At 43.2% G+C, this 14816-nt stretch carries 13 protein-coding genes and 2 pseudogenes; 3 read left to right on the plus strand and 12 right to left on the minus strand.

Annotated features, from left to right (window positions below):
• Nucleotides 1–12: 12 nt before the first annotated feature.
• From hemG to GCU48_RS26740, 4 genes are all read right to left on the minus strand, one after another.
• Nucleotides 13–1437, minus strand: coding sequence for a protoporphyrinogen oxidase (hemG, locus tag GCU48_RS03020; protein WP_152379008.1), 1425 nt, complete (start codon nt 1435–1437; stop codon nt 13–15).
• Nucleotides 1434–2537, minus strand: coding sequence for a TIGR04053 family radical SAM/SPASM domain-containing protein (locus GCU48_RS03025; protein ID WP_152379009.1), 1104 nt, complete (start codon nt 2535–2537; stop codon nt 1434–1436). Before GCU48_RS03025 ends, hemG begins: the two co-directional genes overlap by 4 nt.
• Nucleotides 2538–2552: 15 nt before the next feature.
• Nucleotides 2553–3341 carry a YwiC-like family protein gene (locus GCU48_RS03030; protein ID WP_152382085.1) on the minus strand — a complete coding sequence of 263 codons (789 nt, stop codon included), beginning with the start codon at nt 3339–3341 and terminating at the stop codon, nt 2553–2555.
• 225 nt (nt 3342–3566) lie between these two features.
• The gene (locus tag GCU48_RS26740; RefSeq protein ID WP_155983791.1) at nt 3567–3737 is read right to left on the minus strand and encodes a hypothetical protein; all 171 of its coding nucleotides are present in this window, start codon (nt 3735–3737) and stop codon (nt 3567–3569) included.
• Between the two features lie 115 nt (nt 3738–3852).
• On the opposite strand from GCU48_RS26740, the gene GCU48_RS03035 reads away from it, so the two are divergent.
• Nucleotides 3853–4599: an MORN repeat-containing protein gene (locus GCU48_RS03035; protein WP_152382086.1), complete on the plus strand. Its 747-nt coding sequence runs from the start codon at nt 3853–3855 to the stop codon at nt 4597–4599.
• A 311-nt stretch (nt 4600–4910) separates the two neighbouring features.
• Nucleotides 4911–5105, plus strand: a pseudogene (locus GCU48_RS03040) (YdhK family protein); the annotation flags it as partial.
• Between the two features lie 85 nt (nt 5106–5190).
• Here the strand turns inward: GCU48_RS03040 and GCU48_RS03045 are convergent.
• The 4 genes from GCU48_RS03045 to GCU48_RS03060 all read right to left on the minus strand — a co-directional run bounded on the left by GCU48_RS03045 (nt 5191) and on the right by GCU48_RS03060 (nt 9379).
• Nucleotides 5191–7311: a stalk domain-containing protein gene (locus GCU48_RS03045; RefSeq protein ID WP_370881036.1), complete on the minus strand. Its 2121-nt coding sequence runs from the start codon at nt 7309–7311 to the stop codon at nt 5191–5193.
• A 169-nt stretch (nt 7312–7480) separates the two neighbouring features.
• On the minus strand, nt 7481–7981 hold the full coding sequence (locus tag GCU48_RS03050) for a methylated-DNA--[protein]-cysteine S-methyltransferase (RefSeq protein ID WP_152379010.1): 501 nt from the start codon (nt 7979–7981) through the stop codon (nt 7481–7483).
• Between the two features lie 23 nt (nt 7982–8004).
• On the minus strand, nt 8005–8565 hold the full coding sequence (locus tag GCU48_RS03055; protein WP_152382088.1) for a bifunctional transcriptional activator/DNA repair enzyme AdaA: 561 nt from the start codon (nt 8563–8565) through the stop codon (nt 8005–8007).
• Nucleotides 8566–8611: 46 nt separating this feature from the next.
• A complete protein-coding gene (locus GCU48_RS03060; protein ID WP_152379011.1) occupies nt 8612–9379 on the minus strand; it encodes an isocitrate lyase/PEP mutase family protein in 768 nt (255 codons plus the stop codon).
• A 481-nt stretch (nt 9380–9860) separates the two neighbouring features.
• Between GCU48_RS03060 and GCU48_RS03065 the strand changes: the two genes are divergently transcribed.
• A complete protein-coding gene (locus GCU48_RS03065) occupies nt 9861–10889 on the plus strand; it encodes a chitosanase (RefSeq protein WP_025716967.1) in 1029 nt (342 codons plus the stop codon).
• Between the two features lie 425 nt (nt 10890–11314).
• Here the strand turns inward: GCU48_RS03065 and GCU48_RS27600 are convergent.
• From GCU48_RS27600 to GCU48_RS03090, 4 genes and pseudogenes are all read right to left on the minus strand, one after another.
• Nucleotides 11315–11587: pseudogene (locus tag GCU48_RS27600) on the minus strand (hypothetical protein).
• A 505-nt stretch (nt 11588–12092) separates the two neighbouring features.
• A complete protein-coding gene (locus GCU48_RS03080) occupies nt 12093–13265 on the minus strand; it encodes an MFS transporter (RefSeq protein WP_152379012.1) in 1173 nt (390 codons plus the stop codon).
• A gap of 69 nt (nt 13266–13334) precedes the next feature.
• The gene (locus GCU48_RS03085; protein WP_152379013.1) at nt 13335–13613 is read right to left on the minus strand and encodes an ArsR/SmtB family transcription factor; all 279 of its coding nucleotides are present in this window, start codon (nt 13611–13613) and stop codon (nt 13335–13337) included.
• Between the two features lie 327 nt (nt 13614–13940).
• Nucleotides 13941–14678, minus strand: a complete 738-nt coding sequence (locus GCU48_RS03090) for an SDR family oxidoreductase (RefSeq protein WP_152379014.1) — start codon at nt 14676–14678, stop codon at nt 13941–13943.
• Between the last annotated feature and the right edge of the window lie 138 nt (nt 14679–14816).

Below are 14816 nucleotides of genomic sequence, written 5' to 3' on the forward strand. Positions count from 1 at the left end.
TTTATTTTATGTTCAGTTTTTAAAAGCTGAGGTCAGCTGTTCAGCCGCTTCTTTCCCTTGAGCGATACAATCTGGAATTCCAACGCCCCCATAACCAGCACCACATAGAAATACATTAGGAAAATACTGCGATAAATCATGTCTGACCTTTGCCATATGCTCTTTGTGTCCAATCGGATATTGCGGCATGGATTGATTACACCGACTAACCTCGGTGAATTCCGGTTCCGCATTCAGGCCCATTAAATCTTTCAAATCTTTGCGTGCGGCATCCACAAGCTCATCATCTGTCATCTGCATCCATTCCTGTGCACCTGCATGTCCGATATATGCTCGTAACAGCGTATATCCTTCAGGAGCCGTATGGCTCCACTTTGTCGAGGACCATGTACATGCTGTAATCCTTTTACCTTCCTTGCGCGGCACCAAAAAACCGGTTCCTTCAAAGGCAAGATTAAGCTCTGTATTTTTATAGGCAAGGGCTATATTGGCTACCGAAACGTAGTTGATCTTATTGAGCAAGCCGGCACTTGCAACACCGGAAAATAATTTAGCAGCCTCAAAGGCTGGAACAGCGCAGATCACTGCATCTGCTGCTATGTTTTGTCCATGATCCAAAATTACCTGATAGCCACCCTCTTTTCTTACTTCAGCCACACCCTGCCCCATAACAAAATGTACGGCATGCAGCCTTTCCTTTAACCGCTCCACGATTGTAGATAAGCCTTGCCGATATGAGAGAAACATGCTTTTCTTGGCGATATCCGGCAATTTGTCAGATACACCCAACGTTCTCCCCGCTCCTTTAGCCATACCTATAATCAGACTCCCATGATTTTGTTCCATTTGCTTAAATTGAGGAAAGGTTGACATTAAGCTGAGAGAATACGTATCGCCAGCGTAAATTCCAGATAGCAGAGGCTCTGTAATCTGGTTCAAAACTTCTTTGCCGAGGCGCCGCTTGATAAAATCCCCCAGAGATTCGTCCATATCACCTCGCTTGGCGGGAATAATTAAATCCAGGGCTGCGCGCGCTTTTCCCAGCGGAGAGATCAGCCCTGTCCGAATGAAGGGAGTTAGCTTCGTTGGAATGCCTAGAATGAAGCCCATCGGCATGGTGTGCAACTTTCCCTTATGCAAAATGCAGGCAGACTTGGCCTTCGGGTTTGTCGACACCAGCTCTGCCTCCAATCCCAATTCCATGGTCAGCTCCAGCATAGCCGTTTTTCTGGCCAGAAAAGCATCCGGTCCTTTTTCGATCATAAAATCATGATGACGAATGGTGTGCAGCTTTCCTCCCAGCCGGTCACTTTTCTCGACCAGTGTAATCTCTACCTCTATTTGCTTCTCCTTAGCCAGCTTCTGCACATAAAAGGCAGCACTTAAACCGCTTATTCCTCCACCGAGAACAACGACTTTTTTAGGACTTTTTTTCATAAAAGCACTTTTCCTTCCTTAGCCCCAGGTATATACGCACAATAGGGGTCACTCTCCAAATAATCCCCTGTTATTGCAAAAGCCCTTGCTCTGGAGCCTCCGCAAATTGTATTGAATTCGCAGATTCCACATTTCCCTTTAAGCAGAGACTTATCTCTAAGCTTATTCATGACAGGAGAGTGCCGATAAATATGTGCCAGACTATCCTGTCGCACATTTCCGCATGCAAGGGGCAGGAAACCGCTCGGGTATACGTCGCCGATATGACTGATAAAAACAAATCCATCTCCATCATTTACGCCTTTAGGAGCACGCCCTAAAACATCTGCCCTTTTTTGTTCAAACGTCGCACCGTTCTTGCCTGCTCTGTGCTTTTCCTGCAATACAACCCTTCGATAATGTGGGGCTTCTGTAGCCTTTACACCGTAGGGCATCTGTTGTTGTATTTGATACAACCACTTCATTACAGCTTCATGTTCATCAGGCGTAATCATATCCTTCTCCATACCGCGCCCGGTTGGAACAAGGAAAAACAAGCTCCATAACACCGCCTGCATATCCTTTACCTTCTCTGCAATTTGCTCCAGATCGTGAAGATTGTACCGGGACACCGTCGTGTTTACTTGAATAGGAATGTTCATTTCCTTCAAATAACCAATTCCCCGCATGGTGGTATCGTAAGAGCCGACAGTACCCCGAAAATGATCGTGAATGTCTGCGCATGAACCGTCCAGGCTAAAAGCCCACCGTGATAAGCCAACTTGCTTTGCTTTTTCAACCGCTGCCCGGGTCACTTTAGGAGTGGCACTGGGAGTCATTGAAACCGACAGCTTTTTTTCTTCAATTGCATATTGAGCCAACTCAAACAAATCAGGCCGCGATAACGGATCTCCACCTGTGAAAACCACCAGCGGATGATTCATTTCAGCGATTTGATCTATTAGCTGCTTGCCTTCTTCTAATGTCAGCTGACGAGGGTCAGGCTTATACTGGGCTTCCGCTCTGCAGTGGAGGCATTTTAAAGCACATGCTCGCGTTACCTCCCAAATGACGATAAACGGGTTTTCGTGATAATCTCGTGGCATTTCCAAAGATATCATTGATGTCTCTCCTTTTTAGAAATATAAAAACAACACAGCTACATAGAGCATCAATGAAAATCCAATTTCAGCCATGCCGACTTGCTTTGCCTTTAATTCGAATTTAGGAAGCCATATAGCTCGTAATAATAAAATTAAAAAAGGAGCAGCCAAAAACAGCTTGATCCAGGCAGCAAACAGTACAATGATCAGATGATAGATGACTGAAGCATAATAATAACGTTTATTTTTTCTTTCACGGATGATCGTTTTAACATAAAGAGCAGTTCCCGTAAAATAAGACACCAGCAGCAAAAATAGCTCTGTCGATGTTCTCCAATCCCCTCCTTCACCAATATGAACAACAGGGTATATAAACGAACAAAAAACTATAATCGCAGCAATGTCATTGAGCAAGGCACGTTCATTTTTCATTTTGGCAAAGTACATATTAGCCATAAAAAAGAACAGTAACAGAACTCCATACCAGATCAACACAGGCTTTATCCATACCAGTGAAACTAAAAAAGGAAGTAGTATCGCTCCGTATACAACAGCGGGCTTACAGTATCTTTCACGGTTTCCTGTTTTAATCCATTGAAGAACCGGAAAACTGAATAAATAAATAAAAAACCAGCATACGAATAGAGGTATATGAATGAATTCCCTTGGAGAAGCCGCTAAACCGAATAAAAATGGAAGAATGAGCATGGCCCAGGCTCCATGCTGATTAGGTATATATCTACTGATCCCCTTCAAAATCTTGATCTTTTTTTCACAATGTTTATTATCTTTGTCACTTTGGTTAATCGATTCATCATCCATTCCCCCAAGATTAAATTTTTCACCTTCTCTAATTCTAAGTAATCTATTCAATTGAACCAATCAGGGAGTTCCCTTTTTCATATGGGGAAATAGCCTAGCCGGAAAACAACGGTGTTTGCCCAAGACGGAAGAAGTGAAGGAATTACGCAGAAGAAAAATTAAAAGTGGCACGCCAGACGGCATGCAACTTGATCAAAATTGTTCATTTTTTTAACTACGTCGCGTTCATTTTTTTGCCACTTGCAGGTGCAGCTCATGCAGCCTGCTCACAATCTCGTCATGTGTAATGGGTATCGGATCGAACATCAAGCCCTTACTTTTGGCAAATTCAACATCCTCGCCGGACAAAGGCCCTCGCTCCTGCTTCCAGCCGCTGGCGGACCAGTAGGTACTCATGAGTATTTTTCACTTTACAGTTTCCTATAATTCTCAATATATATTAAACTATAAATCAGCAGGCACAAAATAGTTTAAACATGAAATTCAAAACTTCGGAAGGGGAGAACTCATGATGCAAAAGCTTTGGCAAAAAGGGAAGTCTCTGTCCCTGCCTATTATGATGTCCGCATCGCTGATATCCGGGGCGGTGCTGTTAAGTATGCCTGCGGTGAGTGCATCTGCGGCCAAGGAATCGCTTCAGCTATCCGGTCAAACTACTTACTACGGAGAGGTTGAGAACGGACAGCCCAATGGACGTGGTACCATAAAATGGAGTGAAAACAAACAGTATTCGGGCGATTTTGTGAAAGGTAAGCGTACAGGTACCGGAAAATATATGAATCAATACACGGATGCAGATGGGCAAAATCATAAAGTGGTATACAACGGCACATGGAGCAATGACACCATGAGCGGTAAAGGCACGCAGACTGAACAAGTGACTCAAAGTGACGGAACGATCCGCTCGAACGGGATCCAAGTGGGTACTTTTCAGAACAACAGATTACAGAGCGGCTACCAAGTGATCCATGCTCTAGCCGATCCAGACTACAGCTTTACTTATCAAAATGGCATGGAAGTGCTAAATATCCTGAACAGCAATCAGAATCTAGTCCAGCAGTGGCAAAGCGGAGATCTCTTCTCCGTAATATATAAAAATGGCTCCGTTCAAAAGGAATACTCCATGTTCCCTGAGGAGACAGCTACCAAGGAACGGCAAAGAAAAGCGGCCATCAAGTATCTCAAAGGGATTACCGCCAAGGTCACCCCTCACTTACAGCAGTTTGAAAAGCTGTCCAAGCAAATTCCGCTCAAATAAGCTGTCAGCGCGAAATATACTAGCTTATATGCAGAAAGGCCCCTCTTTCTTATGGAAAGTTCCATTTGAAAGAGGGGCTTTTTGCGTTTTCGATATCCCCATATAAGAATTTTGGATCATAAACACTCCTACCATTCTCCCCTATGCTTTCTCACGAACTCGTACAAACGACTTATTTTTGCTTGAAATCCCCTAATTTTTTGCTAATGTCCACTGCATTCACTAAAATAAACATTAACAATTTTAATCATCCGAGGTGGAAATCATGGCTAAAATTATGGTTCCTCCTGAGAAACTAGAAGCGGTTTCCAGGCAGCGAGCCCTATGCACCGGGCACAGAGGTTATCTTGGCGGCAGATCATATGAAGGGGATGGATGGGGCCAAGGCCACCGTTGATTCCGCTGAGCCAACGACCGTTTATATGGTAGATTATACGCCGACTACAGGAGGAGAGCCTGTCAAAAATCATAAATGGGTGACGGAGAGTGAGCTTTCAACCCATTAGAACTCTTACATCACTGGTTGTTTATGTAGAAAAAGGGAGCCTGACATCGGCTCCCTCTATACGGCTTTATTTTGGTTTGGACAAACTACTTTGCTAAATTCAGCTTGGCATCCTTGATATCATACAAGGTTCCTTTGTTGCTATCTACGAGCTTTTTCATTTGCTTGTTGGCCGTTCCATTTGCAGGCACGATCGCATTAAAAATAACAGCATTTTTCTGTAATTGCTCGTTCATTTCATCCACTGAGAAGCGGGCTTTGTCCGGGGCTGTATTTTTATCGTGAACCGGTGCATCTGAAATGAATATGATCGTTTTGGAATTTGAATTTTTGGGAAATTTGCTAATAGCAAGCTGGATGGCCTCCAATCCCGATTCCTTCAAATCCCCACCAGCGGAAGGACGCAGCATATTCAAATTACCTTTTAACTTGTTTTTATCTGCCGTAAACTCGAAAAACTCTAAATCCTTATCTGCCTTTAAATTGATATCCCGAAAGGCAACGATAGCAAATTGAGAACCTGCTGGAACGGAATCAACGAAGCCTTTAACCTTCTGTCTCACATAATCCAGCGTTCCTGTCATACTACTCGTCACATCTATAACAAACACAATATCCGTAGATTTAGTGAGGGTAGTGGAAATCTTTTTCAGAATCGTCGGATTGGATTGTGGTTCAGGCTTATCCTCGTTTTCCTCCATTAATTGTTCACTTTCGCTTGTCGTCAAAACCTGCGGCGGGGCAAGAAAAATCACAACGCTATGAGCTGCAATATTCCGCTTTACTTTCGCTCCCAGCGCCTCACTTACAAAGCGAATCGGAACCATCACTTTGCCGTTAATGAGTCTCGGCGCGGCATTGAGTCGCACCAATTTACCATTGATATAGGCATCTCTGGAGCCCACGGTTAACTTGATCGTCGTATTTCCTTTAGTTGCGGTAACGGTCTTGGTAGCTCCATCCCATTTCACCTTCGCGCCAAGCGCCTCAAAAACAGCACGAAACGGCACCAGCATACTTCCGCTAATAGAGGTCGCAGGCTGCACATATTGTTGCAGCCTTCCATCAATAAACACCACAACCTGCCCAGCTTTGTTGTTGTTTATGGGAACAAATTGCGGAACAGATGCTGCCGAATTTCCCGACTGATCCATCATTTTAATATAAAAGTAGTATCCACCCGTAGACAAGTCCAAGCTACTCAAAGAGTAGTTAAAGGTTGTCTCTGGATTGAACTGAATCCGTTTAACCAATTGCGCATCCGAGTTTTTGACCATAACGTATGAAGTGTATGTCGGTTGAATATTTTTCATCTTCAAACGAACCACAAATGACGTACCTGATGGGTTGATCGTAAATGTACCCGGAAATTGTTCTCCAGATGGGATAGACAAAGGAATCTCTGGGGATTCATCAGCCGCTTGTTCTTCTTTAGACTCCATGACCGGCTGCGTTTCTTGAGGCTCAACGGTAGGTTGAGGAACCTCAGGTTCACGGACGATAGGAGTTTCCTTCGTCTTGGTCTCCACTTCAGGCTGTGTTACTTTCGGCTCCTCAGTGGATGGAGTTACTGTAGTTTCGTCGACTGACTGCATGCTGCTATTATCTAATTTACTATAATAGAAGTATATTTTCGCCCCGTCATGAGGCGCTTCGAGCTTGTTATTAAGTGTTACCGTTTTATTGATATAGTCAACTGTAAAGTATGAAGTTGGAATCGCTATATCATCAATAAAAAGATCGACTTTGGAACCCTTTTTAATGAGGTTTTGGGTTGGTATTTCAAAAATACGGCTTTTACCATCTCCTTCGGAAAGGGCCACGCACAACTTTTCACCCACAGACCATTCCATGGCTGGAGCTATGGGAAACTCCATATGATTTTCGGACCCTAAACTAGGTGCTGGTCGTGAATCCGCAATCGTAATTGTTGAATTTGTATAATCGACTGTGAAGTCACTTGAAGGAATTTCAGTATAGTTTGTATACAGCCGAATTGGCATATCAGGCTTAAGTGTATTCTGGAGATTGAATTTAAACACTCTGTTTACTCCATTGCCATAATCAAGTATAAGTTTAAGTTGGTCCCTCTCTCTTAACACAACTGAGTTTGAAGTCGCAGCGTGAACACTTTCCGTCCCCACAATTAGCCAACTCGTGAGTATCATTGAAAACATAAGCAGGAACACAGTCTTCTTGAACTTCATTTTTATTCCCCTTTTTGGATCTTCTTTTCGGTAAATCATAGCACAGGGTTTAATAAAGTTCATGTAAACTAATGGCAATTTGGGATATGGAAGGTCACTTTTTCATATTCAATATTCATGTAACTCCTACTCCGTCGGTCTTTCGTTGCCGAGGCCGGAACTTTTCGGTCTATCCAATCCTCCTCAAGCTCTCTGAAAAACGCTTCTCATGCTGGAGTAACCATTCTTTTCTCCATAGCCCCCCTGCGTAGCCGGTTAGTTTCTGATTTGAACCAATAATTCGGTGACAGGGAATGACAATACTGAGTTTATTTTTTCCATTTGCACTGCCTACGGCCCTAATCGCTTTTTCGTTTCCAATAGCAAGGGCAATGTCCTTATATGCCGCCGTTTCGCCATATTCTACTTTCACCAGCGCATTCCATACCCTTTGCTGAAAGTCTGTACCTTCAAAAGCATAGGGAAGCGTAAACTCATAGCGCTCACCTTTAAAATACTCATCAAGCTGACTAGCACATTTCTCTAAAACCCGGGGAGGAGCCTCTTCCATAGTCTTGGTTAAGGGTACATCCTGATCAGAGAACATGATGGAATGGACTGCTTCACTCGTACCCCATATCTCGATCTCCCCAATCGGTGATACATAATTCAACATATATAGCTTGCTCATAAAAGGATAACGCCCTCCTTGAACTACTCCTTATTCAGCTTCCTGTACTCACTAGGAGAACATTGGGTCAAGCTGCGAAATGCCTTATAGAAATTTGAAGAGCTTTGGAAGCCTGTTTCATAACAAATCTCAAGATTCGTAAGCTCTGTACTTTTAAGCAGATAGGCTGCCTTATCCACTCTGATTTTTTCCAAATACGTGCGGGGCGTTTCTGAGGTTTCCTGCTTAAAAATGCGCTCCAAATAAAAAGGGCTTACTCCGACATGGTCCGCAATATCCTGCAATACCAGTCTTTCTCTATAATGATGAACCAAGAAGGCGACCACATTTTGGACCAGTCTGATAGAGGGTGAAACATCTGTTTCAGGCTGGCATCTTTTGCAGGCACGAAACCCTGCTTTCTCCACTGCCTGTATTTCATCATAAAACTCAACATTTATTTTTTTCGGCTTTTTGGAGCGACAGGAAGGACGACAGTAAATTCGGGTTGTTTTCACAGCCGTAAAAAACAACCCGTCATATTTACGATCACACGCTATAATTTTCTCCCACATTTCTTCAAAAGAAAGCTTGATGTTAGCCATGATATCGAATGACCTGTCCTTTCTATCGTTCATCCTTAGTTTATCCTCATGAATATAAATGCGAAGTATCTTGAAGGTTGATCAATTGTTCAGCGTTCCTTTGCAAAGCAACTATTATATTATCAGAAAATGCATTACCAAAGCTAAACCGTTTAACTCCCAGCTCCTGAAGCTTGCGGACATTTGTCAGACCTGGCAAGGATAAAACATTAAGCGGTGCTTTTACATGCAGCACAACTTCCCTAATCTCATCATCGACCTTCAACCCCGGAACAAAAATACCACTCGCACCGCTCTCCACATACGCTTTGGCCCGTTTAATGGTTTCCGCAAGTGGAGCATCTTTCTGCAAATATGTATCCGTTCTTGCGTTTATAAAAAACTCTCTATACCCATGCGCATCCAGTGCTGCTCTTATGTTGGACAGCAGCTTACTGTGCAATTCCACTTCTCGAAGTCCCTTTTTCGTTTTCAAAGAATCCTCAATATTAATCCCTGCAACTCCTACATCAGCTACCCTTAAAACATGCTCAACAATCGTCGCTGTATCCGCCCCGTACCCTGCTTCAATATCTGCCGATACTGGAATCTGAACATGATCTGCAATCGTTCGAATGATGCTTACATGCTGGTCAAAATCAATAAGCTCACCATCTGCAAAGCCAAGCGTATTGGCAATCCCCCAGCTCGTTGTTCCTATTGCCTTAAAGCCTGCCCTCTCCAGAGCGACGGCAGATAACAGGTCCCAGGCGTTTCCTAAAAATAATAGCTCCTCGGATGTATGCAATGCATTAAATTGCTGTATTCTGTTCATGTTATAGCCTCCTGATATGTGATGTATCTCATTTTAACAAGAGGCTGTTTGGGTTTCGTCCTCATTCTTGCGCTTATGGTCTGTGGAAATCGTTCATAAACACGATCAGCTAGGTCTATTTACTCACATATAGATCATAAAATTTGAAAAAAATGGTTATCCAAGCTCTATTCAGTCATATGATTCTTATCTATACTTTTGCTAAATCCATTCGAGTTAGAAGCAAATCTAAGCTAAGGGTTTAAAGTATGTTCCGTGTTGCTGCTGACACAAAATCATTATTTCTATAGGCAACATTTCTTTTAGCCTAACAGTATAAGCGCTTAAACTATGTGCTTATGAAAGGAGGAACTCTATCACATAAAACATTCTATTTACCTCATATTTTATTTATAACGAGAGTTAACGAGTGTATGTTATTTTTCATAATAGGAACAATCCATAAATGATTTGGTAATTACATTGATCTAGGAGGAATTATATGTATAAGACAAGTGATAAACTCGTTTCAAATAAAACAAAGTTCTTTATGATCTTGCTAAGCTTTACTGTAATCGCTTCATTCTCAAGCTTGTCCGGCCCTTCACCTGCCAAGGCTTTTGCTGAAGAGAACGGAACTACAGTACAGGAAACGGTTGATTTAAATGAGGGTGACAATTCAAATGAAGCAAGTACAGAGTCATTATCCCTTACTAACGAAGAAGCTACTAGCCAGGCAGCGGTTACAGCTACTGATCATGATGCTAATTTCTCACCTTCAACACTTCAGTTTCTAAAGGCTAATACAGGACTCGACGGTGAGCAATGGGATAATATTATGAAGCTAGTGAACAAACCAGAGCAAGATTCTTTGAAATGGACTGAATTCTATGGCTATGCTGAAGATATCGGCGATAATCGCGGATACACAATTGGTATCTTTGGAGCAACGACAGGCGGTTCAAATGATACGGGACCTGATGGTCCGGACTTATTCAAAGCTTTTGATGCTGCTAGTGGAGCTAGCAGCCCTTCCATTGCAGGTGGATTAACACGTGCTGGTCTGAAGGGGAAAATGAGTGGTTCGATTCTAAAACTCAGCGATAGCGATAGTGTAATCAAGAAGAAGATCAAGGCTCTCCAAAACAATGAGGCTTGGAGAGAAGCCATGTGGCGTACGTTCTATGATACCTATATCAAATATAGTGTACAGCAAGCACAGAAACGCGGATTTAATACCGCTCTGACGATTGGATCATTTGTCGACACAGCACTCAACCAAGGCGCTACTGGTGATTCAGGTAGTCTTGAAGGAATCCTCTCACGTTCAGGCAGTAGTACGAATGAGAAGACATTCATGACTAACTTCTATGCTAAGCGTACATTGATTGTCGATACCAACGATTATAACCAGCCTCCTAATGGTAAGAATCGTGTGAAACAATGGAGTTCTCTCTTAGCTTCTGGGGAAACAGATCTTAAGAACGCAGATGCAGCCGTCATTAAAGTAACTAATTGGGAAATGAAGTAAATCACAATATACGTAATAAGGAGGGCATCCGTCTGCCCTCCTTTATCTATTTTCATGAAAATTTAGTTGGTAATGACTGCTGGCTTCGGTACATCTTCAAAATAACGTGACTCGGAAGGAACAACAACAGTAACGAAAAGAATTCCAGCGAGAATTACTGAAACTGCCGAGAACGCCAGACATACAAATTGTAATGAAAACAGCTCTGCCAAGTAGCAACCTCAATCCAATCCTCCCATACAGTTCCTCTGATCATTCGGGTATGTAGGTCGCGTGAACAAACAGAGAAACTGCCCCGGAAGCCCGAAACTTGCAAGCTCCTGAGACAGTCTTGTAAAATGTTTATTAAGTCGAAATGGAGGCAGTTAGATTAGTTGATAACCAGATGGAAGTCTGCCAGTACTGCGGATATTACGGATTTGCTGCTACGTCAAACGTTGGTTGGTTGAAATAATAGATGTTCTACATCATTCCCACGAATCAGATCATCCAGGTCGGCGATGCGGCGATTGCCTCTATACACACGGAAATACCTCTAAACTGCGTGTTAGCAAAGAGTACAAGTGTAGCATCGCTGCTTGTAGAAAAGAAACGCAGACTATCAATGCCGTCGAGAATGTTATCGATATTGCGAATACCCAGGTTTCCTCTGAATACCCTGCTGGAACCCCGAAATTTCCCTCGTCGTAAACTGTCAGACGTGGATACGTTTGAGAGGCGCAGGCCTTACAGCACCTAACTCAAAATAGTTGTTTGATTGAATAGAAGCGGGATAAACTTGAAAAAGGAACGTATGTTCTGTATAATCTAGCTTAGCAACTTGCGAAATCCTGAACTAACGGAGATGCGGACATGGACCATAAATTTATTGAGGAACTACGCGAAATCAGCAGAAATGACAAGCGTAGACCCGAATTTCTAATCAAGGGCATGAAAGAAACACTTCAGGAAAGAAAAGAAAAAAACTTTATTGAGAGATGGATTTGGCGACAAAAGAATAAGAAGCGTATCGCGCGGAGATTTAAGTCCTGATAGATCTGACAACGGGACTTCTCAATAGCGGGAGGAGACAAAGTCATGATTGAGCAGCTAATCCCTATGTTGTATGCATATTTAAGAAGATATGCTGTGAATTCAATCAAAAGAGGACCCGTAAAACCATCTTTGTGGTCGGGCCCCCTCTTCTAAGCTTTCTATAAAGCTTTATTCCGTAACACCCAATTCCGCTTGAACTGAGGATCGTCGTGAAAGTAAATACACAGCTACAATGGCGATAGCGACACCGGCTGCTCCAAACCAAGTGATGGAAACCAGCGATATCTGACCTATAACAACGCCACCAATCCCAGCTCCGGCCGCCATTGCAAGCTGCATCGTAGACTGGTTGAGACTCAGCATTACACCGGAAGACTCAGGCACAAGAGTGACCAGATTATATTGTTGAGTAGGTCCAGTCGTCCAGGCTGCGAACGACCACAGAATCAGTAAAGCAAACACTGCGCTTAGAGAGTGTGCGGCAAAAGGAAGTAAAAGCAAGGAAATTACGTGCAGCATTATGCCTCCAAATAATGTAAAGGAAACTCCCTTCCTATCTGCGCTGTACCCACCGATTTTTGACCCAATCAGACTGGCGATCCCGAAGGCAAGTAATACTGAACTTAGCATATCCTCCCCTACACCCGATACATTCAGCAAATAGGGTGAAATGTAAGTATACACAAGTGAATAACCGCCTAGCCAAAAAAAGGTGATGGCCAATCCCAAAGCGACCTCAGGCTTTTTCAGAAGAGCAAATTGCTGTAGCAAAGGAACAGGCTGATCTCCTTTTAAGCGTGGAATCGTCATGGCAATAACAATCAGGGCCACAATCCCTGTCAAAGCGATGCCAAGAAATACCGTTTTCCAGCCATATGCAGAGGATATCATTCTTCCAACCGGAATTCCAATAATCAGCGAGGCCGTAAAGCCCATAGTGACTGTAGCAATAGAACTAGCCTGCTTGCCGGCTGGAGCGATTTTCGCTGCGATACTTAGGGCCGTAACCACGACCATTCCCGCTCCAAGTGCCATAAGAATACGTGCGGCAATAAACATCCCAAAACCCGGCAAAACAAAGGACAGGACATTGGCAACTGCAAATAATCCGAGTGAATACAGGAGCAGCTTGCGTCTGTCCCATTTAGCGGTTATTGCCATCAGGATCGGCGTGCCAATCGCATAGGCCAGAGAAAAAACGGTAATCAACTGACCTGCAGCAGACACAGTAATTCCCATCGTTATCGCAATCTGATCCAAAATTCCCGAGATAATATATTCGGATGTACCTACCAAAAAACTGACAATTGCCAAGATATATACTTTCCACGTGCTCTGCATTTCCAGGTAACGCCTCTTTTCTTTATTGTTTTTATATTTTTACAAATATCGAAATTAAGACTAAAAAAATTATTTGATCAAGAACGGGGCATATTTCTCTGCTGCTTCAACATTCAAGCTGTAATAAATAAAAGTGCCCTCCTTCCGAAATGTCAGCAGCCCGGATTCTGCCATTTGCTTCAAGTGATGCGATAAAGTCGAAATAGCAACACTATTCAGCTTTTCGCCAAGCGTAGAGCAGCATTGGTCACTTTCCTTTTTTAGCAAAAGTGCTATCTTAAGACGAGTCGGTTCTCCAAGTGCTTTATATATTTTCACAGCTTGCTGCATCTCATTAGTATCTTCCACCCTGTTCAATCCCCTTCTGCTTTGAGGCTTAATTTCGATGTTTGTCGAAATTAAATTATCATAAACATCTACAAAAGTAAACCACTTATTTTAAGGCCACAGCAAATTTCCGATCATCTCATAACAAAATAATCCCCCACCCACAAGGGATGGAGGAAATAACGGTCTAAATTCAATCAATCCACGTGCCAACATTATCACAGAATATTCTAGCTCGCTAAACTTGTTTCAATGTATTTGTAGTGCTTCTCGTCATCAAGTAGCTTTGGATCGTGGGACTTGGCGCCATGTTACATGCACACCAGATAATAACCATTGGACATGGCGTTAATTCGGGCTTGCTGTGGGTCTAACAACAATTTCGTTCACATCTACATCTGCAGGCTGCTCCATGGCATACAGAATGGAACGAGCAATGGCATCCGGGGAAATCGAAATACGACGATACTCTTTCATTCCCTGCTGTGCCTCTTCATCTGAAATGCTATCAGCAAGCTCGGATTCGGTTACTCCCGGTGATACCATCGTCACACGAATATCTCCGCCAACCTCCATACGCAATCCTTCAGAAATCGCCCGAACCGCATACTTCGTAGCGCAATATACAGCTGCCGTTGGGGTTACGCTATACGCTCCAATGGAGGCGATATTGATAAACTGACCAAATCCTTGCTTTTTCATGATAGGAAGCCCTGCCGCGATCCCATGCAAAACACCCCGTATATTTACATCAATCATGCGATCCCATTCCTCTACCTTCAGAGCTTCTAATTTTGAAAGAGGCATCACTCCCGCATTGTTCAAAATGACATCCACACGTCCAAATGTTTTTTCCGCGAACTTAACGAACGCTTCCATCTGCTCCCTCTGAGTCACATCCAGTTGCTGATACTCCGCCGATCCACCTTTTGAACGAATCTCAGAGATAAGAGCTTCCAATCGTTCTGTGCGTCTGGCCCCCAATACCACATGCGCCCCATGGTGAGCAAGTAAGCGGGCAGTAGCTTCACCGATCCCACTGCTTGCCCCCGTAATTGCTACGACTTTCCCTTTAATATTCAACATGATTATCCTCCTTTAGTTTAAAAACCCACTGAAAATTCATACGGATTATTTGTTCACTTGGCGTTGTTTCTGTACCCTTATTATGAAACGATCATGCTTTGAGCTGGTAGAAAAATCAGACCAAATTATTGCCTAATC

The organism is Paenibacillus brasilensis (assembly GCF_009363115.1).
In the GTDB taxonomy this organism is placed as follows: domain Bacteria; phylum Bacillota; class Bacilli; order Paenibacillales; family Paenibacillaceae; genus Paenibacillus; species Paenibacillus brasilensis.